Origin of the sequence: Amnibacterium flavum, from assembly GCF_003097495.1 — a bacterium.
GTDB lineage: Bacteria > Actinomycetota > Actinomycetes > Actinomycetales > Microbacteriaceae > Naasia > Naasia flava.
Window position 1 is genome coordinate 1,211,752 of sequence record NZ_QEOP01000001.1, and the last position, 21,777, is coordinate 1,233,528.

The 21,777-nt window shown below is 70.0% G+C and carries 23 protein-coding genes and 1 tRNA gene; 10 read left to right on the plus strand and 14 right to left on the minus strand.

What is annotated here, in order from left to right; all coding sequences use genetic code 11:
• Positions 1–6: 6 nt before the first annotated feature.
• The 4 genes from DDQ50_RS05620 (at position 7) to DDQ50_RS05635 (ending at position 4,421) form a co-directional block, all read left to right on the plus strand.
• Positions 7–639, plus strand: a complete 633-nt coding sequence (locus DDQ50_RS05620; RefSeq protein WP_116755674.1) for a hypothetical protein — start codon at positions 7–9, stop codon at positions 637–639.
• Complete coding sequence (locus tag DDQ50_RS05625; protein WP_116755675.1) at positions 636–1,877, plus strand: CpaE/TadZ family protein; 1,242 nt, start codon at positions 636–638, stop codon at positions 1,875–1,877. The genes DDQ50_RS05620 and DDQ50_RS05625 overlap by 4 nt, the downstream gene beginning before the upstream one ends.
• 88 nt (positions 1,878–1,965) lie before the next feature.
• The gene (locus tag DDQ50_RS05630; RefSeq protein ID WP_116755676.1) at positions 1,966–2,856 is read left to right on the plus strand and encodes an aminotransferase class IV; all 891 of its coding nucleotides are present in this window, start codon (positions 1,966–1,968) and stop codon (positions 2,854–2,856) included.
• Positions 2,857–2,921: 65 nt separating this feature from the next.
• The gene (locus DDQ50_RS05635) at positions 2,922–4,421 is read left to right on the plus strand and encodes a sensor histidine kinase (RefSeq protein ID WP_116755677.1); all 1,500 of its coding nucleotides are present in this window, start codon (positions 2,922–2,924) and stop codon (positions 4,419–4,421) included.
• A gap of 74 nt (positions 4,422–4,495) precedes the next feature.
• Here the strand turns inward: DDQ50_RS05635 and DDQ50_RS05640 are convergent, their stop codons facing one another.
• Positions 4,496–4,744, minus strand: coding sequence for a WhiB family transcriptional regulator (locus DDQ50_RS05640; RefSeq protein ID WP_116755678.1), 249 nt, complete (start codon positions 4,742–4,744; stop codon positions 4,496–4,498).
• A gap of 204 nt (positions 4,745–4,948) precedes the next feature.
• Here DDQ50_RS05640 and DDQ50_RS05645 point away from each other — a divergent pair, with 204 nt between their 5' ends.
• Positions 4,949–5,359 carry a hypothetical protein gene (locus DDQ50_RS05645; protein ID WP_116755679.1) on the plus strand — a complete coding sequence of 137 codons (411 nt, stop codon included), beginning with the start codon at positions 4,949–4,951 and terminating at the stop codon, positions 5,357–5,359.
• Between the two features lie 64 nt (positions 5,360–5,423).
• Here the strand turns inward: DDQ50_RS05645 and bcp are convergent, their stop codons facing one another.
• Complete coding sequence (gene bcp, locus DDQ50_RS05650) at positions 5,424–5,903, minus strand: thioredoxin-dependent thiol peroxidase (RefSeq protein WP_116755680.1); 480 nt, start codon at positions 5,901–5,903, stop codon at positions 5,424–5,426.
• 97 nt (positions 5,904–6,000) lie between these two features.
• Between bcp and DDQ50_RS05655 the strand changes: the two genes are divergently transcribed.
• Positions 6,001–6,073: transfer RNA gene (locus DDQ50_RS05655), tRNA-Lys, on the plus strand.
• Between the two features lie 117 nt (positions 6,074–6,190).
• Here DDQ50_RS05655 and DDQ50_RS05660 read toward each other — a convergent pair.
• Genes DDQ50_RS05660 through DDQ50_RS05670 form a run of 3 tightly spaced genes read right to left on the minus strand, consistent with a single transcriptional unit; the run spans position 6,191 to position 8,138 of the window.
• A complete protein-coding gene (locus DDQ50_RS05660) occupies positions 6,191–6,772 on the minus strand; it encodes a dihydrofolate reductase family protein (protein ID WP_116755681.1) in 582 nt (193 codons plus the stop codon).
• 18 nt (positions 6,773–6,790) lie between these two features.
• Complete coding sequence (locus tag DDQ50_RS05665; RefSeq protein ID WP_338065142.1) at positions 6,791–7,447, minus strand: GlxA family transcriptional regulator; 657 nt, start codon at positions 7,445–7,447, stop codon at positions 6,791–6,793.
• A 10-nt stretch (positions 7,448–7,457) separates the two neighbouring features.
• Positions 7,458–8,138 carry a TetR/AcrR family transcriptional regulator C-terminal domain-containing protein gene (locus DDQ50_RS05670; RefSeq protein WP_165829712.1) on the minus strand — a complete coding sequence of 227 codons (681 nt, stop codon included), beginning with the start codon at positions 8,136–8,138 and terminating at the stop codon, positions 7,458–7,460.
• 99 nt (positions 8,139–8,237) lie between these two features.
• On the opposite strand from DDQ50_RS05670, the gene DDQ50_RS05675 reads away from it, so the two are divergent.
• On the plus strand, positions 8,238–9,260 hold the full coding sequence (locus DDQ50_RS05675; RefSeq protein WP_116756118.1) for an SDR family NAD(P)-dependent oxidoreductase: 1,023 nt from the start codon (positions 8,238–8,240) through the stop codon (positions 9,258–9,260).
• Positions 9,261–9,284: 24 nt separating this feature from the next.
• On the opposite strand, the gene DDQ50_RS05680 is transcribed toward DDQ50_RS05675, so the two are convergent.
• Together DDQ50_RS05680 and DDQ50_RS05685 are read right to left on the minus strand one after the other, a co-directional pair.
• On the minus strand, positions 9,285–10,529 hold the full coding sequence (locus DDQ50_RS05680; protein WP_116755683.1) for an MFS transporter: 1,245 nt from the start codon (positions 10,527–10,529) through the stop codon (positions 9,285–9,287).
• A 54-nt stretch (positions 10,530–10,583) separates the two neighbouring features.
• The gene (locus DDQ50_RS05685) at positions 10,584–11,501 is read right to left on the minus strand and encodes a methyltransferase family protein (RefSeq protein WP_116756119.1); all 918 of its coding nucleotides are present in this window, start codon (positions 11,499–11,501) and stop codon (positions 10,584–10,586) included.
• Between the two features lie 78 nt (positions 11,502–11,579).
• Here DDQ50_RS05685 and DDQ50_RS05690 point away from each other — a divergent pair, with 78 nt between their 5' ends.
• Positions 11,580–12,242 (plus strand): DUF4166 domain-containing protein, encoded by a 663-nt coding sequence (locus DDQ50_RS05690; RefSeq protein WP_116755684.1) that lies wholly within the window; start codon positions 11,580–11,582, stop codon positions 12,240–12,242.
• A gap of 135 nt (positions 12,243–12,377) precedes the next feature.
• Here the strand turns inward: DDQ50_RS05690 and DDQ50_RS05695 are convergent, their stop codons facing one another.
• Positions 12,378–14,108, minus strand: a complete 1,731-nt coding sequence (locus DDQ50_RS05695) for a bifunctional 3'-5' exonuclease/DNA polymerase (RefSeq protein ID WP_116756120.1) — start codon at positions 14,106–14,108, stop codon at positions 12,378–12,380.
• 153 nt (positions 14,109–14,261) lie between these two features.
• Here DDQ50_RS05695 and DDQ50_RS05700 point away from each other — a divergent pair, with 153 nt between their 5' ends.
• Positions 14,262–14,900 carry a nucleoside/nucleotide kinase family protein gene (locus tag DDQ50_RS05700; RefSeq protein WP_116755685.1) on the plus strand — a complete coding sequence of 213 codons (639 nt, stop codon included), beginning with the start codon at positions 14,262–14,264 and terminating at the stop codon, positions 14,898–14,900.
• Between the two features lie 140 nt (positions 14,901–15,040).
• Here the strand turns inward: DDQ50_RS05700 and DDQ50_RS05705 are convergent, their stop codons facing one another.
• From DDQ50_RS05705 to DDQ50_RS05715, 3 genes are all read right to left on the minus strand, one after another.
• Positions 15,041–15,499, minus strand: a complete 459-nt coding sequence (locus DDQ50_RS05705; RefSeq protein WP_116755686.1) for an SRPBCC family protein — start codon at positions 15,497–15,499, stop codon at positions 15,041–15,043.
• A 130-nt stretch (positions 15,500–15,629) separates the two neighbouring features.
• Positions 15,630–15,869, minus strand: a complete 240-nt coding sequence (locus DDQ50_RS05710; protein ID WP_116755687.1) for a hypothetical protein — start codon at positions 15,867–15,869, stop codon at positions 15,630–15,632.
• Between the two features lie 102 nt (positions 15,870–15,971).
• Positions 15,972–17,744 carry a glycoside hydrolase family 15 protein gene (locus DDQ50_RS05715; protein WP_116755688.1) on the minus strand — a complete coding sequence of 591 codons (1,773 nt, stop codon included), beginning with the start codon at positions 17,742–17,744 and terminating at the stop codon, positions 15,972–15,974.
• An 80-nt stretch (positions 17,745–17,824) separates the two neighbouring features.
• Between DDQ50_RS05715 and DDQ50_RS05720 the strand changes: the two genes are divergently transcribed.
• Positions 17,825–18,448 (plus strand): nucleoside deaminase, encoded by a 624-nt coding sequence (locus DDQ50_RS05720; protein ID WP_205663575.1) that lies wholly within the window; start codon positions 17,825–17,827, stop codon positions 18,446–18,448.
• A gap of 60 nt (positions 18,449–18,508) precedes the next feature.
• Here DDQ50_RS05720 and DDQ50_RS05725 read toward each other — a convergent pair whose 3' ends face one another.
• Genes DDQ50_RS05725 through DDQ50_RS05735 form a run of 3 tightly spaced genes read right to left on the minus strand, consistent with a single transcriptional unit; the run spans position 18,509 to position 21,701 of the window.
• Positions 18,509–20,194 (minus strand): FAD-binding oxidoreductase, encoded by a 1,686-nt coding sequence (locus DDQ50_RS05725; protein ID WP_116755689.1) that lies wholly within the window; start codon positions 20,192–20,194, stop codon positions 18,509–18,511.
• Positions 20,191–20,883 (minus strand): lysophospholipid acyltransferase family protein, encoded by a 693-nt coding sequence (locus DDQ50_RS05730; protein WP_116755690.1) that lies wholly within the window; start codon positions 20,881–20,883, stop codon positions 20,191–20,193. Before DDQ50_RS05730 ends, DDQ50_RS05725 begins: the two co-directional genes overlap by 4 nt.
• Positions 20,880–21,701, minus strand: a complete 822-nt coding sequence (locus DDQ50_RS05735; protein ID WP_116755691.1) for an SDR family NAD(P)-dependent oxidoreductase — start codon at positions 21,699–21,701, stop codon at positions 20,880–20,882. The genes DDQ50_RS05730 and DDQ50_RS05735 overlap by 4 nt, the downstream gene beginning before the upstream one ends.
• Positions 21,702–21,777 lie beyond the last annotated feature (76 nt).

The following is a 21,777-nucleotide window of genomic DNA, read 5'->3' on the forward strand; positions in this document are numbered from 1 at the left end:
GGAGAGATGACAGCACCGGTCCCGCGCAAGGCCCGTCGGTTCGACGTGCGACTGCTCATCGGCGCCGTGATCGTCGTGGCGTCGATCGTCGGGGTCGCACTCGTCGTGGGAGCCTTCGACCGGAGCGTCATGGTCTACCAGGCGGCTCGGCCCCTCAGCGTGGGCCATCGTCTCGTCTCCGGCGATCTGGCGCTCGCCGAGGTGAGGCTCGGAGCACTGGAGAGCCGGTATCTGCGCGCGGAGGCGCTCCCGGATGACGGAGCGGTCGTGACGCGTCAGGTGGATGCGGGCGAGCTCGTGCCCGTCGCCTCGCTGGGCAGTGACGCCGGGGCAGGCCTGTCGACCGTCGTGGTGCGCGTCGAAGCGCCCGTCGCCAGTGGGGTCCGCGCCGGAGCCGCGGTCGACGTCTGGTCATCGCCCCGAGACGAGGCAGGTCGTTTCGGGCCGCCCTCGGTCATCGCCGCCGACTCGAGTGTCGTGAGCGTGATCGACGAGTCCGGCGTCGGCTCGATCTCCGCGGACACGGGGGTCGAACTGCTCGTCCCGAGCGACGACGTCGCCGAGCTGCTGAGCGCGATCGCCAACGGCGACGCGATCTCCCTCGTCCCCAGCGGTTCCCCGATCGGGGCGGCGTCATGAGGATCGTTCTCTCGCTCACCCCGGCCACCGAGGAACGGCTCCTGGGCGCCCTCATCGGCGCCGGCCATGAGATCGTCGCGCGTCCGGCAGGGGCCGCGGAGCTCGCGGCCGCCCTGGCGAGCCTCCGCCCCGACGTCGCCCTCGTCTCGTCGGCGCCCGGGCTGCTCGGCACGGCCGTCGTCACGCGGGCGACGGAGGTCGGTGTGCGGCTCATCGCACTGGCGTCGGGTGAGGCGCAGAGGGCGCATGCGGAGACGGTCGACGCCGCCGAGGTCATCGACGAGGCGGTGAAGTGGCCGGCTCTCGACCAGATGCTCTCGAACCGGGAGCCTCTCGAGGAGGCTCCGGAGGGTCCTGGAGCCCGAGCGCGGGGTGGCACGCTCATCGCGGTCTGGGGTCCGACGGGTGCACCGGGGCGCACGACCACCGCCATCACCCTGGCGTCCGAACTCGCGGCCGAGGGCAGGCGGGTGGCGCTCGTCGACGCGGACACGCACGGAGCAGCCATCGCCGCGTCGCTCGGCCTCTTCGACGAGGCTCCCGGATTCGCCGCCGCCTGCCGGCTCGCCGGGTCCGGTGGGCTCGACCTCGCCCAGCTCGACCGTGTCTCGACCGCCTACCGTGTCGATCGCGGCGAGATGCTCGTGCTCACCGGCATCTCGCGCCCCTCGCGGTGGCCCGAGCTGTCGGCGCAACGTGTCGAGGAGACGCTCGCGGTGGCGCGCGACTGGGTCGACGCGGTCGTGGTCGACTGCGGCTTCAACCTCGAGAGCGACGAGGAGATCATGAGCGATTACTTCGCCCCTCGCCGCAATGCGGCCACGCTCACCGTGCTCGCGGCCGCCGACAGGGTGGTCGCCGTCGGCTCCGCCGATCCGATCGGGATCGCGCGCCTCATCCGAGGTCATGCCGACCTCGCCGAGATCGTCGACCCCGCCCGGATCTCCGTCGTCGTGTCGAAAGTGCGCACCGCGACCGTGGGCCTCGGCGCCGCCGGGCAGATCACGGGCGCTCTGCAGCGATTCGCCGGCATCGGCGGGGCGACGCTCGTCCCGTCCGACCCGACCGCCTACGACGCCGCGCTGCTGAATGCCACGACCCTCCGGCAGGCGTCGCCGAAGTCGCCGGCCCTCGCGGCGCTCGCCCAGTTCACCCGATCCGAGCTCGTGCCCCTCCTCGCGACGCGTCGCTCGCCGATCGCGGCGCCCGCGAGCAGGTTCGCACCCCTGCCGGCCTGACGCCGACGCGTCGTCACGAGCGGTCACGGTGGACGGGTGCGGGCCCGTCGTGCGAGCGCGCACAGCGTCGGAGGGGCAGGATGGTCAGGTGCCGAAGTCTGCTGTCGTCCTCCTGAACCGTCCCTCGCTCGAGGCCCCGCCGCACGTCGAGGGGGCAGCCGAGTTCGAACTCCTCGATGTCGACGCACCTCACGTGCGCGTCCTCGACCTCGGCGTGACCCGTGGTGACGGTGTCTTCGAGACGATCAGCTTCGGAGCAGGCCACCCGCAGGCGCTCGCCGCCCACCTCGCCCGACTGGCGAAGTCCGCGCGGGCGCTCGATCTGCCCGAACCCGACGCCGACGCCTGGGAGCGCGCCGTCCTCGCCGCCGCGTCGGCGATCGATCCGGCCCCCGAGGCCTACGTCAAGACGGTCATGACCCGCGGGCTCGAAGGGGACGGCCGTCCCACCGGGTGGGCGTACGCGTCGGCCGCTCCCGATCACAGCAGGGCGCGGTCGGAGGGCATCCGGGTCGTCCTCCTCGACCGCGGGTACCGCCACGACGTCGCGAAGACCTCGCCCTGGCTGCTCGCCGGGTCGAAGACCCTCTCCTACGCCGTCAACCGTGCCGTGCTGCGCGAGGCGGCGCGACGGGATGCCGACGACGTGGTCTTCGTGAGCAGCGACGGCTACCTGCTCGAGGGCTCGACCTCGAACCTGCTCCTCCGCTTCGGCGACACCCTCGTGACACCCGGCCTCGACCAGGGGATCCTGGCCGGCACGACCCAGGGGGACCTCTTCGCGTTCGCCCGCTCGCAGGGGCTCGAGACCGAGTACGCGCGGCTCGAGACCCGGAAGCTCGCCGAGGCCGACGCGGCCTGGCTCGTCTCCAGCGTTCGGCACGCGGCCCCGATCCGCCGCGTCGACGGCGTCGACCGCGCCGTCGACACCGACTTCACCGCCGCGGTCAACTCCCACCTGATCGGCCGCACGAGCTGACGGCTCCGCGCGGGGACCGGATCCGCTCGGAGCCTCCCGGCCCGCTCGTTCCGTAAGCTGAGGGCGTGCCAACCCTCAGCGAGCTCGTCTCCTCCGCCGGGCGTTCGACGGCCCCCGATGCCGAGTGGCTGCACCTCGTCGCGGGGGATATGCAGCTGCTCGCCGACCTGGCCTTCTCGGACGTGGTGCTCTGGGTTCCGTCGAGCGACTCCTCGTTCGTCGCCGTCGCCCACAACCGTCCCTCGAGTGCGGCGACGCTGTTCTACCGCGACTTCGTCGGTCAGCGGATCAAGCCCGAGTGGAGCGTGCTCGTCGCCGACGCATTCGAGACCGCCCGCATCGTCGACTCGAACGCGCCCGACTGGTTCGAGGAGACGCCCACCCGAGTCCGCGCGGTGCCCGTGCAGCGACGCATCTCGCCGAGTGGGCGAGAGGTCACCAACGTGCCCATCGCGGTGCTCACCCGCCACACCAACCTGAGCGAGACGCGGTCGCCGAGCCGCCAGGAGCTCACCTTCAACGACTGCGCCGACGAGCTGTTCCAGATGATCGCCGCCGGCGACTTCCCCGACCTCGGCACCCCCACCGGCCCCCGCCGTGGCGCCCCTCGCGCATCCGACGGCCTCATCCGCATCGACACCGACGGCGTGACGACCTTCGCGAGCCCCAACGCCCTCTCCGCGTTCAACCGGATGGGCTTCACCGGCGAGCTCGAGGGCGAATCGCTCGCCGAGGTGACCTCGGCACTCGTCATCGAGCAGCACACCGTCGATGAGTCGCTTCCCCTCGTGGTCACCGGCCGTGCGCCCTGGCGCACCGAGATCGAGTCCCGCGGGGTCACGGTGTCGCTGCGGGCGATCCCGATCCGCGACCGCAACGAACGCAAGGGCGCGATCGTCCTCTGCCGCGACGTCACCGAGCTCCGGCACCAGGAGCAGGAGCTCATCACCAAGGACGCGACGATCCGCGAGATCCACCACCGGGTGAAGAACAACCTCCAGACGGTCGCCTCGCTGCTGCGCATCCAGGCCCGACGGTCGCGCACCGACGAGGCCCGCGACGAGCTGATCCACGCCATGCGGCGCGTCTCGGCGATCGCTGTGGTGCACGACACCCTGTCCGAGGGACTCAGCCAGAGCGTCGAGTTCGACGAGGTGTTCGAGCGCGTGCTGCTCCTCGTCGCCGAGGTCGCCTCGACGGCGGGAACCCGGGTGCACCCGCGCAAGCTCGGCACCTTCGGGGTCCTGCCCAGTGAGTACGCGACCCCGCTGGCGCTCGCGCTGACCGAGCTGGTCACGAATGCGGTCGAGCACGGTCTGGCGGGCCGGGAAGGCACCGTCGAGATCGTCGCGACGCGCACGTCGGAGATGCTCACCGTCCAGGTCCGCGACAACGGCACGGGCCTGCCCGAGGGCAAGGTCGGATCCGGCCTCGGAACCCAGATCGTGCGAACCCTCATCCAGGGCGAGCTGGGAGGGGTCATCGATTGGCACACCCTGGTCGGTCGCGGCACCGAGGTGACGATCGAGATCCCGATGCGCTGGATGGACGCGGCCAAGCCCTGACGTTCCGTGGGGACGGGCTCAGGACTCGGCTATCGAGAGCCGGGGATCGAACCGTCCGTCAGGGCCTCGGAAGGTCAGGAGGCGCGGCGGGCGCGGGCAGCGCGGCGCTTGAGCGCGCGACGCTCGTCCTCGCTGAGGCCGCCCCAGACTCCGTAGTCCTGGCTGGTCTCGAGGGCGTACTGCAGGCAGGTCTCGGTGACGGTGCACCGGGCGCACACCGTCTTCGCCTTGTCGATCTGGTCGACGGCAGGACCGGTGTTTCCAACGGGGAAGAAGAGCTCGGGGTCGGCGGTGAGGCAGGCTGACTTATCGCGCCAATCCATGCGGGTGCTCCTTATGTAGCTGTGTGGTGCGCGGCCTCGCTGAGAGGCCAGAGAGAAAGCGATCGTGGCGGGAAATCGGTGATGAAACGTCGACGTGACCATCGGAACCGAGCCGCCCACTCCGCTGTGGGCACCAGAAAAACGACCTCAAGTATGGTTGCATAGCGCCATCGAATGATCAATAGCCTTGTATGGGGTCCCGCTGTGAGCTCTACCGAAGACGACCGCCCCACGGCCCGCCGTTCGCCGCTTCTGACGGCTCTGATCGTAATCCTCGTGCTCGAGGCGCTGGCTGTCACCGGCACGGCGTTGTACCTCGTCGCGCAGCTCGTGACGGGGGCCGCCTCCGACATCGGAGGGGGTATCGCGATCACCGCCATCGGGGTGCTCGCGAGCGTCTGGCTGATCGCGATCGTCATCGGCGCTCTGCGCGGACGCGCATGGATCCGGGGCGCGGCGGTCACCTGGCAGCTCGTTCAGATCGCGGTGGCCGTCGGCTGCTTCCAGGGCATCTTCGCTCAGCCCGACCTGGGCTGGGCGCTGCTGCTGCCCGCTCTGGCCGCTCTGGCGCTGCTGATCAGCCCGGCGCTCTCGACGCGCGATCCGCGCGCCTGACGGCCCCGCCGAGCGCCCGGGAAGGGACGGGGCGGCGGCTCGGACGGTGTTCGCCTCGCGAAGGTCAGGCGTCGATGCCGAGCTTCTTGCGGAGAGATGCGACGTGCCCGGTCGCCTTCACGTTGTAGAGCGGCAGTTCGACGGCGCCGTTCTCGTCGACGACGAAGGTCGAGCGCAGCACGCCGGTCACCGTTTTGCCGTAGAGCGACTTCTCGCCGTAGGCCCCGTAGGCGTTGTGCACGGCGAGGTCGGGGTCGCTGAGCAGCGGGAAGTTGAGGTTCTCCTGCTCGGCGAACTCGGCGAGCGTCGCGGGCTCGTCCTTCGAGATGCCGAGCACCGTGTAGCCGGCTGACTTGAGCGAGTTGAGGCTGTCGCGGAAGTCGCACGCCTCGGTCGTGCATCCGGGCGTCATCGCGGCGGGGTAGAAGTAGACGACCGTCTTGGCGCCGCGGAAGTCGCCGAGGGAGACCTTCTCTCCGTTCGAGTCGAGCAGGGAGAAGTCGGGGGCGGTGTCGCCCTTCGCCAGGCGTGCGGTTTCGGTCACGGTGAGCCTTCCTCGTTCGCGGGTCGATACCCGCTGCTCCAAGCGGAGCGCTCTTCATGGTAATGTTGTCGATCGGTTCGGATGCTCCGAACTGTGCGCACCTCTAGCTCAATTGGCAGAGCAACTGACTCTTAATCAGTGGGTTCCGGGTTCAAGTCCCGGGGGGTGTACGAAAGTCCCGCATACGCTCGCCAGTGTTGCGGGACTTTTTCGTTTTCACTTCCCGTCACGTTGTCGCCCACTGTCCGACCAGCGAGGTCGCCTCGCAGTCGCGGGCGACTGTCCTGTCACCGAGCGGTCGGCCGATAGGTCAGTTCGATGGTGCGTCCATCCAGCGTGCGGCTGTCGAGCAGGTCCAGGTCGAAATCCCCCAACCCTTGGAAGATGGGACTGCTCCCGGAGTGCCCGGAGAGCACGGGGAAGATCGTGACCTGGATCCGGTCGACCAGGCCGGCTGCGAGCAGTGACCAATTCAGCGACAGGCTCGCCTGCGAACGGAGAGGCACAGACGACTCGTTCTTCAGGTGCCGAACAGCTTCCACGGCAGGTCGGCTCTCGATGGTTGCATCCGGCCAGCCGAGGGTCTCGTGCAGCGTCGACGACAGAACCGTCGCGGGCATCCGGACGAGGCGCGTGTTCCACTCATCGAGGATGTTCGGGTCGAATCCCTCCGAGAATATCTGTGCGACCTCGCGGAAGGTGGTCGCGCCGTAGACCATGCGTTGAGGGGTGCTGAAGAGCTCCGCCCGGTGCGCAAGCAACTCCGGGCCCTGCTTCCCCCAATAGCCACCCCACTCGTTCCCGCCGGGTTCGTACGATCCGTAGCCGTCGAGCGTCGAGAAAACGTCCCACGTGTACTCCGCAGCCATGCCTTGCGCTCCTCTGGATCAGTCGACATCCACTCTCCCAAGAGCGGCATCCCCGCGTCCAGCGGCCATCAGCGCTCGGAGGTCGGCGACGCGCGGGGCGACGACGCAGCGACGGGCCACCCGGTTGGCCATCTCGGTGCCGTGATCCTTAAAGATGAGATGCAGGCAGAGGTCGATTCCCGAGGCTGCGCCGGCCGACGTCATGACATTGCCGGAGTCGACGAAGAGGACGTTCTCGTCGAGGCCGATGTGCGGATACCACTTCTGGAACAGCGGGCTGCACTGCCAGTGCGTCGTCGCCACCAGGGAATCGAGCAGTCCCGCCGCCGCGAGCGTGAAACCGCCCGTGCAGATCGACACCACGCGCGCCCCCGGCCTCACCAGGATCAAGGCGTCGCGCATCTCGGGGCTCAACTCGCGTCGGAGGTAGGTCGGGTCTACGGGTGACACGATGACCGTGTCGGCCGTGGCGAGTTCCTCGGTCGCAACCCCCGGCACGACGGAGAAGCCGGCGTTGGTGACGATGGGGAGTCCGGTCGGCGTGCACAGCGCCACCGAGTAGGCGCCGTCGGCGGCACCGAACATCCGCGCGGGGATGCCGAGTTCGGCTCGCCAGTGTTGCGGGACTTCTTCTTTTCCCGAGGTGACGCCGTCTCTGCTCTCGGCTTGGAGCAGTCACGTCCGCTCAGTCGCGGGCCGCGTCGTCGATCAGCGAGGCGAGACCCCGGAGCAGCAGATCGAGGTCGAACTCGAACTGGTCGGCGGGTTCCAGCATCGCGTGAGCCGCCGCCGCCCGCCGGAGCGCCGGGAGCGGAGTCGTCGCGTCTCCGAGCAGCTCGGCCTCCATCTGCTGGGCCAGGGAGAGGCGCTCCGCCGCCTCGTGCGCCGCCGAGGCGCGCCCGGCGGCCAGTGACAGGTCGATCAGGGCGTTGACCGCACCCACCGCCGCGCGCTCGTTGAGACCCGCGTCGAAGAGGGATGAGATCAGCTGCTCCGCGGGGGCGAGGAAGAGCACCTGGTCGGGTCCCTGCAGGCGCACATGCTGCGACAGGATGCCGGCGCCCGCGACCGCGTCCTGGAGGGACGTCGCGAATCGACGGGCGGCCTGACGCCAGTCGTCGGACTCGACGCTGCCGCGCCGCTGCGCCTGGGCTGCGACCTCCTCGACGGCGACCAGGCGGAGCAGCTCGTCCCTGTCGGCGACGTGGTAGCTGAGGCTCTGCCGCTGGACGCCGAGGTCGTCCGCGACCGCCTGGAGAGTGAGCGTGCGCGGGTCGAGGCGCCGAGCGGCCGCCACGATGCCGGCCCGATCGATCGTCGACGGCCGGCCGCGCCGCCGGGGCGTGGGGGAGCGAGCTTCGGTCATAGCCGATTCTCCCCTCAGCTCGATTTTTCTGCGTGTGCAGAATATATGCTTCTGGCAGTCGGGCGCGCGGACGCGCCACCTCCGAACAAAGGACTCATCATGGCCAAGGACAAACCGCTCACCGCGAAGAGCTCGATCGGGACCTGGCTCAAGCATCCGGCCGGCGGACCGCTCATCCGCGATCTTCTCACCCAGGCCGGGGTCGACGAGCGAGTGCTCACGCCGCTGAAGATCCTGCCGCTGCAGCAGCTGGTCACCATGAGCCAGGGCCAGATGCCGCAGTCCATGGTCGACGACCTCGTGCTGAAGGCCAACGGCGGAGTCGCCGTCGATCCCGAGGACGACGTCGAGGACGAATCCGCGTCGGCGGTCACCGGATCGCAGCGCTTCGCGGGCAGGACCGTGATCGTCACCGGCGCGGCATCCGGCATCGGTCGCGCGACCGCCGAGCGCATCGCACGCGAGGGCGGCCGGGTCATCGCGGTCGACATCTCGGAGGAGAAGCTGAACGAGCTCGCTGCCACGCTCCCCGCTTCCGAGATCGTCGTCGTCGCGGGCGACATCACCAAGCAGGAGAGCGTCGACGCGATCGTCGCGGCCGCGGGCGAGCGCATCGACGGCCTCGCCAACGTCGCCGGGATCAACGACGACTTCTCGCCCCTGCACGAGACGTCGGACGCCATGTGGGACCGGGTCATCGGCGTCAACCTCACCGGTGCGTTCAAACTCAGCCGTGCCGTCATCCCCGTGATGCTCGCGGCAGGACAGGGCTCGATCGTCAACATCGCCTCGGAAGCCGGCCTCCGCGGCAACGCGTCCGGCAACGCCTACACGGTGTCGAAGCACGGCGTCATCGGCCTCACTCGCAGCGCCGCCTTCATGTACGGCCGCGAGGGACTGCGGATCAACGCCGTCGCCCCGGGCGGTGTCGCGACGGGCATCCCGTTCCCGCCGCACGTGTCGGAGTCGGGTCAGGCCAAGCTGACGCCGTACCAGATGCAGATCCCGACCCTTGCCACGGCCGAGCAGCTCGCCGCGTCGATCACATTCCTGCTGAGCGACGACGGGGTCAACATCAACGGCGTCGTCCTCCCCTCCGACGGCGGCTGGTCCATCCAGTAGTCGAGGCCCGCTTGGGCGCCCCGGCTAGTCGGGAGTCGGGGCGCTCACCGGGCCCGGATGCGGTGCCGCGGTCGTGCGCGTCCGTCCGCCCAGCGCACCCGCGAGCGCGAACGCGATGAGCCCTGCCAGCGGGACGACCAGCAGACCGATCCGGAGGGTCGAGGCGTCGGCGATCAGCCCGACGATCGGCGGGGAGAACAGGAATCCGAGCCGCATCAGCCATGACACGACGGTGACGCCGGTGCCCGCCCGCAGGCCGGGTACCTCGTCGGCGGCGTGCATCGCTGCGGGGATGACGGTCGCCACACCGAATCCGGCCGCCGCGAACCCGAGAATCGTGCCGGGTATCGACGGGAACAGCAGTGCGGCTCCCATCCCGAGCGCCGTTATCGCTCCACCTGCCCGGGCGACGGCGCGCTGGCCGAACCGGTCGACGAACCGGTCGCCGAGGATGCGGCCGACGAACTGCGCGCCGACCAGGGCGACGAAGCCGTAGGCGGCGACCGCCGCGGGGGCGTCGAGGCTCCCCGACAGGTACACGGCCGCCCAGCTCGACCCCGCGTCCTCGACGAGTGCGCCGGCGATCGCGATCGCGACGAGGGCCGTCAGGATGAGACCGATCCGACGTGCCGCCCGGCGCCTGTCGGAGGAGTCGGCGTGGGATGGCCGGGGCCGGTCCTCCTCGTCCCTGCCCCGGAGGCAGAAGCGGAGGGCGACGAGCGACACGATGGCGAAGACGGCGCCGGAGGCGACGAGGTGAGGCCCGGGGGGGATGTCGAGCGCGATCGCGGCGGCGGCCATCGAACCGCCCAGCACGGCGCCGATCGACCAGGTCGCGTGCAGCGAATTGATGATCGAGCGACCGTAGAGGCGCTGCACCCGGAGGCCGTGGGTGTTCTGCGCGACATCGGAGACGGCGTCCATCGCGCCCGCGAAGAACAGCGCCCCGGCGAACACGACGAGCGACGGAGCGAATCCGGCGAGGATCGTGCCGATCGCGGTGAGGATGGTCCCGAGGACCGCCGCGGGTCCCGACCCAAGGCGTCGCACCACCACTCCGGCGGCGAGCCCCGCGACGATCGCGCCGGCGGGGAAGGCCGCCACCGCGAGACCGTAGGCCGCATTGTCGAGCTGGAGCTCTGCTTTGATCTCGGGATACCGGGGGATGAGGTTCGCGAAAAGGGCGCCGTTGGTGAGGAACAGCGCGGTGACGGCGACGCGTGCACGACGGGTCTCGCGGCGGGGCGGGGCGGTGATCGTCGCGGACATATCCACGAACGTACTGCGCCGCGCGCCGCGCCCCGCGCCCCGGGCCGGGGAGGGTCAGTCGACGGCGGCGACCTCGCGCCGGTGCTCGGGAATGCGCGGGATCCAGCAGCGCACCGCCCTCTGGTAGCGGCGGTACGGCTCACCGAAGCGGGCGGCGAGGTCGGCCTCCTCGAGTGGACGGACGGCGTAGTTCCAGAGGACCGAGCCGATGAGCGCGTAGCCGACGACGAGCCACGACGACAGCATCAGCCCGACCGCGACACCCTGCGTGATGCCGGCGACCGCCATCGGGTTGCGGACGAACCGGTACGGTCCGGCGACGACGAGCTGGGAGGCCATCGCCGCCGGCAACGGCGTGCCCTGGCCGATCAGAGCCATGGTGATCGCCGACCAGATCCCCAACGCGCTGGCCGGCAGCAGGAGGGCCGCTCCCGCCCACGTGGCGTACGGGCCGAACGGGATCCCGAGCCCGAGGCGATCCTCGAACATCTCGATCAGGAGCGGGACTGCAGCGAGGAAGAATCCCCAGAACAGCACGAGCTGCCCGAACGTCGAGGCCAGGTGACCGGTCGGGCGGTGGACCGCAGCGGGGCGGAAGGCGAACGGGCCCGCGATGATCCATTCGGTCGGGATCCGGCCGAGGACGACGAGGGCCAGGCCGATCACCGAGCCCCCGGCTGCCGCGATCATGACCAGCACACCCCATCCGGCCTCGGTCGTGACGATCGCGTAGCCGGCGAGGGCGACCGCGACCAGGAGGGTCCACACGGTCGCCGTCCACGCCGCGGCGCGGACGGCGAACGCCGCGAGGGCCGAAGCCAGAACGAACAGGGGCAGGTCGAACACTGCGACGATGAGGGGGTCGAGGCTGCCGAGGGTGGTCTCGCGGATGAACGGCGACACCGCGACGCCGATCCACCACGCAGCGCCGGCCGGCGCCTGGAGAGCGAAGTAGGCACGTCCCCAGCGCATGTCGGCACGGTAGCACCAGCGCCCGCCACCTGTGAGTACTCCCGGCTGATCGCGGAAGAGGTCGGGCAAGATCGAGTCATGGGAATCGACGACACCGATTCGGCGCTCTCGCCGTACCAGGTCGCGCTCGGCCCCTCGCTCGACGGGCTGCATCCACACCTCCGCACCTACTTCTCGGCGATTCCCGATGGTCAGGTCGGAATCGGCGAGGGGACCTGGGATCGTGTCGGCACGCCACGGCGCTGGCTGTGGCCGGTGCTGTGGCTGCTCTCGGGTCAGGGCATCGTGTTCCCGGCGTGGGGCCAGGGCGTTCCATTCACCGTGGTCAACAGGCCGTCGAGGTCGCACGGGCACCCCGCCGTCGAGGCGGTACGCATCTTCCGGTTCCCCCGACGCGAGCGGCGGATGAGCGACTCCATCGGTGTCGACGATCACGGGCTCGTCGACCGGCTCGGACGGTCCCGCCGTTTCGTCGCCCGCCTGTCGCCGTGCGTCAGCGAGAGCAGGCTGTCCATGGAGTCGACCGCCCTGCTGATCCGGGTGGGCCGCCGTCTGATCCCTCTGCCCGCATGGCTCTCGCCTCGGGTGGCGCTGACCGAGCGCTTCGACGAAGCGGTGTCGCGCCAGCACGTATCGCTCACGCTCACCGCGCCGATCGTCGGCCTCATCTACGAGTACTCGGGGTATTTCGACTACCGGCTCGAGGCGGACTCCGAGAGCTCGTTCTCCGACCCGAGCTGACCCGGGGCCGCGACGGTCGCCGCGCCGTGGGAGCAGGCGGAGCATTCGGGGGTACTCGCCGGGCCCGCGTCCGAGAACGCACGTTCCGGACACCGATGCACGCCGGAACGTGCGGATGCGCCCGGAGTATCCGAGTCAGCGGGGGGAGGCGAGGTCGGCTTCCAGGTCGGGGTCCTCGTCCTCCGCGTCCAGGAGGAATGCGCGGGAGTCGCCCTCGGCCCACGAGTCAACGATGGCCACGTCGAGCGGGAAGTCGATCGGGAACGTCCCGAACATGACCCTCGTCGCCTCGGCGGCGGCCCGGCGGACCGCGAGGATGGTCTCCTCGGCCAGCGCCGCCGGAGTGTGGATGAGCACCTCGTCATGCAGGAAGAAGACCAGGTGCGGTCGGTCGGTGAGCTCGCCGGCGCCATCGAGCTGCCAGAGCAGATTCCGCAGTGTCGCGATCCAGCAGAGGGTCCACTCGGCGCCGCTGCCCTGCACCACGTAATTGCGGGTGAACCGGCCCCACTTGCGACGGTCCCGGTCGCGCCCCGCATCGTCCGCCGGCAGATCGCCGAGGGCGAGAGTCCAGCGTCCGGTCGGTGCGGGGGAGGCGCGGCCGAGGAATGTCTCGACCACCTCGGCGCGCTCGCCCGCCCGGGCGGCCTCCTCGACGAAGCCGAACGCCCTCGGGTAGAGCCGCGTCATGCGGGTCACCATGCGGCCGCCCTCTCCGCTCGTGCTGCCGTACATCGCGCCGAGCATGCCGAGTTTGGCCTCCTTGCGCGTGGCCACGGCACCCCGCTTCACCATCCCCTCGTAGAGGTCGGACTCGCTGGCGGCCTCGGCCATCGCGAGGTCGGTGCTGAGCGCGGCGAGCACGCGGGGCTCGAGCTGGGCGACGTCGGCGACGACGAACTTCCATCCGTCGTCCGCGACCACCGACGACCTGATCTGGGCCGGGAACGACAGCGCACCGCCGCCGTGCGCGGCCCACCGGCCGGTGACAGTGCCTCCGGGGAGGAAGTTCGGACGGTAACGGCCGTCGCGGACCCAGGTGTCGAGCCACCGCCAGCCGTTCGCGTTCGCAAGGCGCAGCAGCTTCTTGTACTCGAGGATCGGGCCGACGGCGGGATGGTCGAGCTGGCGGAGATTCCAGGCCCGGGTGTCCGTCACGTCGAGTCCGGCGGCTCTGAGCGCCCGCAGCAGGCTTTTCGGCGAGTCGGGGTTGAGATCGGGCGCCCCGAGTGCGCCGCGGATGACGGGAAGCAGCTGCTCGAGCAGCTCAGGGCGCGCCCCCGGCAGCGGACGAGGGCCGATCAGCGTGGTCAGCATCCGCTCGTGCAGGGCCTCGCGCAAGGGGAGACCGGCATGTGCGATCTCGGCGGCGACGAGGGCTCCCGAGCTCTCGGCTGCCAGAAGCAGCCCGAGCGGATCGCGTTTCGTCGACGCGGCGAGCGCAGCCTGCTGGCGGTCGAATTCGGCGAGCGAGTCGAGCGGCTCGTCATGCTCGTGCCAGGCGAACAGGGCGGGGCCGGCGAGTTCGACGGGGTCCATCGCCTCCCACTCGGCGCTCGACGCACCGACGAGCAGGCCCGGGTCGACGTGAGGGGAGCGGCGGAGGATGTCGTGGGACAGTCGGAGGTCGAGGCAGCGGCGCACCCGGACTCCGGACTCGAGGAGCGACGGGTACCAGCGCGTCGTGTCGTCCCAGACCCACCTCGGCCCCGCGCCTCCCTCGGCGTCGAGTTCGCGTTCCGCGACGAACGTCGGCAGGTCGCTCGACGCGACGGTGACGGGGGCGGTTGCGCCGCCGTTGCGCGGCCCGCGGATGTCGACTCGCACCGAATCGCCGATCCGCGTGAGCACGAACGTTTCGTTCATCACCCGCACCGGGAGAGGACGAAGTCGGAGGACACCACTCCATTCGACCATCCCCGCCCGACAGCCGCGCGTGCGCGGTGCGAACGGACATGCGCGGTGCGCAGACCTCCCGCGCGCGGCCGCCCGCACTGCGCGAGCGGATACTGTCGACGCGTGAGTTCCGCCGAGTACGTCGTCGATCGTGCCGTGGCGCTCGCCGCGAAGGGTGAGCGCGTCCTCCTCGGGATCGCGGGCGCCCCCGGAGCGGGTAAGACGACGCTCGCCGTGTGGCTCGTCGACCGGCTGAGCGCCCGAGGAGTCGTCGCCGCCCATGTCCCGATGGACGGTTTCCACCTCGGCGACGCGGTCCTCGACCGCCTCGGCCTGAGCGAGCGGAAGGGCGCGATCGACACGTTCGATCCGTCCGGTTATCTCGCACTGCTGCGCCGACTCAGAGCGGAGACCGGCGGCACCGTCTTCGCGCCCGCCTTCGAACGCGAGATCGAGCAGCCGATCGCCGCCTCGATCCCGGTGGACCCGTCGGTGCGGATCGTCGTCAGTGAGGGCAACTACCTGCTCTCCCCACTCGACCCGTGGCCGTCGGTGCGCCGGGAATTCGACGAGGTCTGGTTCGCCGACGTCGATCACGAGCAGCGTCGCCAGCGGCTCCGTGCGCGTCACGAGCGATACGGGAAGACCGCCGAGCAGGCGGCGGAGTTCGTGCTGAGAGTGGACGAGGCCAACGCCCGGGTGATCCTCGGGACCCGGGAGCATGCGGATCTGTTCGTCGACGTGGATGCCGTCGTCGGCTGAGTCCGCCGGGGACGCCGTCGTCGGCTGAGCCCCCACGAGCGTTGCCCGCCTCGCTGTGCCCGGCGGATTGGCTGAGGGCGCGAAACAGCCCCGCCGGAACGTGCCACGGCGGGGCTGAGTGCGAAAGAGGAGCGGTGTCCTCAGCTGTTGGTGACCTCGCCACGCCAGGCACCGTCCTCGACGCCCCGCGCCTCGATGAACTCCTTGAAGTTCTTGAGGTCCTTCTTGATCATGTGGTCGTCGATGCCGAGCACGGCACCTGCCGACTCGACGAAGCCCTCGGGCTTCCAGTCGATCTGAACGGTGACACGCGAGGTTGTGTCGGAGAGCTTGTGGAAGGTGACGACACCGGCGTGCTCGTCCTTGCCGGAGATGCTGTTCCAGGCGACTCGCTCGTCGGGCAGCTGTTCGGTGACCTCGGCGTCGAATTCGCGCTCGACTCCACCGATCTTCACGACCCAGTGGTTGTGGGTGTCGTCGGTCTGCGTGATGCTCTCGACGAAGCTGAGGAACTTGGGGAACTCCTCGAACTGAGTCCACTGGTTGTACGAGGTGGAGACGGGAACGTCGACATCGATCGCTTCGATGATGCTGGCCATGATGGGCCCTTCCTTTCGTTGGTGCGGGTGGGGAGGGTGTATCCGACGCTATGGGGCTGCGGCGCCGCATCCACCGCTTTTCAGTTCACTCTCACACCACGTACAGGATTCTCCGGCGCACGCTCAGCGGTTACTCGATGTCGGGGAAGTCGTCGACGGCGCGCGGATCGACGGCGGGGTCGGCCGAGTCGTCCGGAACGGGGTCGACGAGCGGTGCCTCCGGGTCCTCGACCTCTTCATCGATCGTGCGCTCCTCATCGGTGAGCGGGGGATCGACGATCTGGTACTCCTCGATCTCGCCGGCGACGCTCGGGTCGTCGATGCGATCTCCGCGATCGGCGTCATCGGACGAGGGGAAAGCCTCGGTCATCGTCACTCCTCGGGTGGAATCGGTGCGCTCTCCCGATTCTCACTCCGAAGGGCGGGTGCCCGACCGGATGCTCAGCACACTCCCGACGAGGCGGCAGACGGGTCAGCTCGCGGTGCTGATCGCGTCCGCGGCGCGCACGAAGGTGAGGTGCGAGAGAGCCTGAGGCGTGTTGCCCATCTGGAGCCCTGCCGCGAGGTCGTACTCCTCCGAGAACATGCCGACATCGTTGGACAGTGCCGTGAGGCGGTGCATGAGCTTCTCGGCGTCGGCCTTCCTGCCGCTGCGCGCGTACTGCTCGACCAGCCAGAACGAGCAGGCCAGGAACGGGTTCTCGCCGGCGGGCAGCCCGTCCGTCGACGCCTCGGTGCGGTAGCGGAGGACCAGCCCGTCCTGCAGCAGGTTCTTCTCGATCGCGGCCACGGTGCCGAGCATGCGGGGATCGTCGTACGCCACGTAGCCGACCTGAGCGAGCTGCAGCAGCGACGCGTCGACTTCGGACGACCCGTAGTGCTGCACGTAACTGTTCTGGGCCGTGTCGAAGCCCTTGTCCTCGATCTCGGTGGCCAGCTCGTCGCGGAGCCGCTTCCACCGGGTGGGGTGACCCTCGAGGCCGCACTCCTCGACCGCGCGGATGCCGCGGTCGAACGCCGCCCACATCATGGCTCGGGAATGGGTGAAGTACTGCGGGTCGCCGCGCATCTCCCAGATGCCGTTGTCGCGCTGGTCGAGGTGGTCGGCGGTGAAGCGCAGGAGGGCGAGCTGCAGTGCCCAGGAGTCGGCGCTGTCGGGGAGCCCGCTCAGGCGCGCCTCGTGGAGGGCCACCATGACCTCGCCGATCACGTCGGCCTGGAACTGGGTCGCCGCGCCGTTCCCGACGCGCACGGGGGAGGCGCCCAGGTAGCCGGGGAGGCTGGTCAGCTCGCGCTCGATGAGCTGGCGCTCACCCGCGAGCCCGTACATGATCTGCACATCCCCCGGATCCCCGGCGATCGCGCGGAGCAGCCAGTCGCGCCAGCCGGACGCCTCCGCGTTCGACCCGTGGGAGAGCAGCACGATGAGCGTGAGCGCTGCGTCGCGCAACCACACGTAGCGGTAGTCCCAGTTGCGCACCCCGCCCGCCTGCTCGGGGAGGCTCGTGGTCGCGGCCGCGACGATGCCGCCGGTGTCCTCGTGCGTGAGCGCGCGCAGCAGCACGAGCGAGCGGAACACGTGGTCCTTGTGCGGGCCCTCATGGGTCAGCCCGCGCGCCCAGGACTCCCACTGATGATGGGTCGACCGCAGGGCGTCGTCGATGTCGAGCGGTGCGGGCGCGTCCCGGTGCGAGGGATACCAGGTGAGGACGATGTCGACGGTCTCACCGGCCGCGACCAGGAACTCCGCCTGGTGCGAGTGGTTCGCGGGCTCCAACTGGGGGCCGCGGATCATCAGCGCATCGGGCCCGGCGACCGCGATCATCTCGGGCTGCGCGTCATCGCCCACCTGACGCACCCAGGGCAGCGCCTCTCCGTAGCCGAAGCGGATCCGGAGGTCCTGCCGCATCAGGACATGGCCCTTCAGGCCGTGCACGCGGCGGACGACATCCGCCCGACGGTTGCCGTACGGCATGAAGTCGGTGACCAGCACCTCGCCGTCGTCGGCGACCCAATGGGTCTCGAGGATGAGGGTCTGCCCCCGGTAGCGGCGGGTCGACGTCGCGCCCGGCCCCATGGGAGCCAGCAGCCACCGTCCCTGGTCCTTCGTGCCGAGCAGCCCGCCGAATGTGGACGGAGAGTCGAACCGGGGGAGGCACAGCCAGTCGATGCTCCCGTCACGGCCGACGAGCGCAGCGGTGTGGCGGTCGCCGATCAGGGCGTAGTCCTCGATGGGAAGCGGCATTCCGTCATTCTGGCGGTTGGCCGCTGGTGGATCGGCCATAGTGGAACGGACACGCACGAGCTCCGTCGAGAGGAAACGCTGTGGACACCAGCGCACTGGCCACCCGCTTCACCGCCGAGCTGCCCGCATGGGTGCTCGACGAAATGGCCGACGTCCCCGAGACGCTCGCCACCGATGAGGAGCGGATGGCGCTCGTGCACCGACTCGCCGACCGCAACTTCCGGGAGAAGACCGGCGGGCCGTTCGCGGCGATCGTGGTCGAGTCCGAGTCGGGCGCCATCGTGTCCGTCGGCGTCAACGTGGTGCTCGCCTCCGGGCTCTCCGTGGGTCACGCCGAGGTCGTCGCGCTCTCGCTCGCGGAGACCCGCGTCGGCGGGTGGGATCTCGGTGCCGAGGGCGCACCCGCCCGCGAACTCGTCGTCAATTGGCGGCCGTGCGCGCAGTGCTACGGCGCCACTCTCTGGTCGGGCGTGCGCCGCCTCGTCGTCGCCGGGCACGGGCCCGAGCTCGAGCACCTGACGAAGTTCGACGAGGGCCCCGTCCGCGAGGACTGGGCCGAGCAGTTCGAGGCGCGCGGCATCAGCGTCACGCAGGACGTGCTGCGCGACGAGGCGCTCGCCGTGTTCGCCGCTTACGGCCGCAGCATCGAGGACGGCGAGCAGGTCGTGTACAACGCCCGCTCGCAGGGCGCGATCGACCTCTAGGCCGCCGAGTCGCCCACTTCGGGCAGTGTTCGAGCGCGAACACTGCCCGAAGCGGGCAGGTCAGCGTGCTTCGGGAACCCGGACGTCGGTGATGATCTTGCCCGGGTTGAGGATGCGCTGCGGATCGGCGCTCTCGAGCAGGCCGCGCATGATCGCGACGCCCTCGGGAGAGATGTCCTGCTCCATCCACAGCGCGTGCTCGACGCCGACGCCGTGGTGGTGCGAGAGCGTTCCGCCGGCGTCGATGAACGACTGCTGGATCGCCGACTTGACGACGTCGTACTCGGCGATCTTGTCCTCGCCGGTCACGAAGGCGAAGGTGAAGTACAGGCAGGCGCCGGATCGGTACGAATGCGACAGGTGGCACATGATCCAGCCCGAGACGCCGATCGAGTCGTAGGCGCCGTTCGCCGCCTTGACGACGGTGTCGTAGACGTCCTGCAGCTTCGACCACGGCGCGGCCGTCTCGGACACGTCGGCGGCGGCCCCGCGGTCGAGCAGGAAGTCGCGGAGGTAGGGGGTGTCGAACTTCTTCTGGTCGTACAGGGCACCCGGCCCCGCCCCGACGCCGAGCCCGCCGTGCTTGCGGACGATCTTGCCGACGATGCGCTTCTGGTAGCGCACATGCGAGGGAGAGCCCTCGTACCCGATGAACGAGAGGGCGAGCTCGTCGAGGTTCCAGCCGCGCTTCTTGAGGAAGGCCATCAGGCCCTTCTGCGCCGCTCCCGAGAGGCCCTTGCTCTCCTTGCTCGTCGCGAGCGAGAAGCCCGACTCGCGGGCGTCGGAGACGCGGGTGATCGACGGGCTCGCATCCGACTCGGAGATCTCGTGCATGGCCTTGAGACCCGCGGAGAACGAGGGGAAGAAGTAGGCCTGGATCTGGCGCTCCTCGGGGCGGCGGTGCACCTGCACGGTGACCTCGGAGATGACTCCGAGCCGTCCCTCGCTGCCCACGATCATCTCGCGGACGCTCGGACCGGTGGACGCGCTCGGGATGGCGCGGATCTCGGCGATGCCGTCGGGGCGGACGAGCCGCATGCCGCGGGCGATGTCGGCGATGTCGCCGTACTTGTCGCTCTGCGCGCCCGACGAGCGGGTCGCGACCCAGCCGCCGAGGCTCGAGTGGGTGAAGCTGTCGGGGAAGTGGCCGATCGTCCAGCCGCGGTCGTTCAGCTGCTTCTCGAGGTCGGGGCCGAGGGCGCCCGCCTGGATCCGGGCGAGCCCTGATCCCTCGTCGAGCTCGAGCAGGCGCCGCTGCCGGCCCATGTCGAGCGACACGACCGGGCGCGTCTCGCCCTTCTCGGGCTCGAGGCTGCCGGAGATGTTGCTGCCGCCGCCGAACGGGATGATGACCGCATCCTCCTGAGCGGCGAGCGCCACGATGCGCTGCGACTCGGCCTCGTCGGCCGGGTAGACGACCACGTCGGGCACGCGGGGCAGGATGCCGGCGCGCACCCGCATGAGGTCGCGGATGCTCTTGCCGTAGGTGTGGATGACGCGCTCGAGGTCGTCGGTGACCACCTGCTTCTCGCCGACGATCGCAGCGAGGCCCTGCACGAGAGATGCGGGCGCCTGGGAAGCGGGGACGTCGAGGTCCTCGAACGACGGCTGCTCGCCCGCGGGCTGCCAGACATCGAGTCCGACGGCCTTCTTCACGAAGGGGGCGAAGGCGGGCTTGTCCTCGTGGTGGAAGCCGACGCCCTCGACACCCCAACCCCACCACTTCATGTGCTTGACGTCGGTCATCGGACTTCCTCCTGAGACGAGTCGGCGTTCGACCAGGACGAGAGTCGCTCGACCTCGCCGCGCAGCCGGCTGGTGAAAGCTTCCGCGGTCTCGCCCTCTTCGGCGTACAGCGGCGAGCCGAAGACTACCGCGACCGGCGTGCGTCCGCGCACGGGCCAGTTGCGGTCTCGAGGCATGGCGCGGGCTGCGTCGATGATGCCGATCGGCAGGACGGGCACACCGCTCGACATCGCGATCGCGGCAGCACCCGGCTTGAAGGCTCGGATGCCCTCACCGGTCCGAGCGCGGCCCCCCTCGGGGAAGATCAGGATCGGGACCCCGGCGGCGAGCAGCGACCTCGACAGACGGGGCCTGCCGCCCATTCCGCTGCGGTCGATGGGGAAGGCGTTGAAGAACAGGACGGTCAGCCAGGTCCGCCACTTCACGTCGAAGAAGTAGTCGGCGGCGGCTCCCGCGGCGAGCTGCCCGGCGAGACGCCACGGCAGGCTGCCGAAGACGAGAGGCGCATCGAGGTGACTGGAGTGGTGCGCGACGGCGACGAATGCGCCGTTCAGGTCGCGCAGACGGGAGCGGCCCACCACGGTGACTCGCGTGCACGTCCAGACGACGGGCTTCAGCAGGCCGCGCTGGGCGAGGAAGCGCGCAGCGAGGAGGGAACGCGATCGGAATCGCTGGGTCGGATCGTTCACTTGCCGGTCTGCTCCACGGAACTGGGTTCGGAGCCCGATGCGCCGTCGGATTCCCGGCGCGACGACGAGATCATGCCCGAGATGCGGCGGATCACCGACCGCGGGAGGTGCCGGCAGAACCAGAGCAGGACGGTGAAGGTGGCGGTCGGCACCGAGACGACCTTGCCGCGACGCGCGTCCCGAAGACCGACGTCGACGAGACGTTCGACGTCGATCCAGAGCGGCGCGGGGATCGACGACGTGCGGATGCCGGCCCTCTCATGGAACTCGGTGCGGACCCATCCCGGGGTCAATGCGGTCACGGTCACCCCGCTTCCCCTCAACTCGACGGCGAGACCTTCACTGTACGACGCCACCCAGGCCTTGATCGCCGAATACGACCCCATGGTGATGTAGCCGGCGACGCTCGAGACGTTGATGATCGTGCCCCTGCCGCGGGAGCGCATCGAACGGGCGGCCGCGCCGCCGAGGACGAGAACGGCCCGGATCATGACGTCGATGCCGTGCTCGTGCTCGGACGTGTCCTCCGAGGTCAGACGGGCGTGCACGCCGAACCCGGCGTTGTTGACGAACAGCTCGATCGGGTGCTCGGGATCGGAGAGCCTGCGCACGACGATCTCGACCTGGTCGCGGTCGGCGAGATCGGCCTGGATCGTCTCGACACGGACCCCGTGAGCCGCGCGCAGACGCTCCGCCGTCGCGGCCAGACGGCCGGCGTCCCGAGCCACGAGGACGAGGTCGTAGCGGTCACGCGCGAGCGACTCGGCGTACGCCGCACCGATGCCGGACGTCCCACCCGTCACCAGTGCCGTTAGCATTGCCACACCCTACGCTTCGCCCGTCATTCTCGAATGTCACGGAATCCGAAGACCCGGTCCGCGACGAATCCTGGAG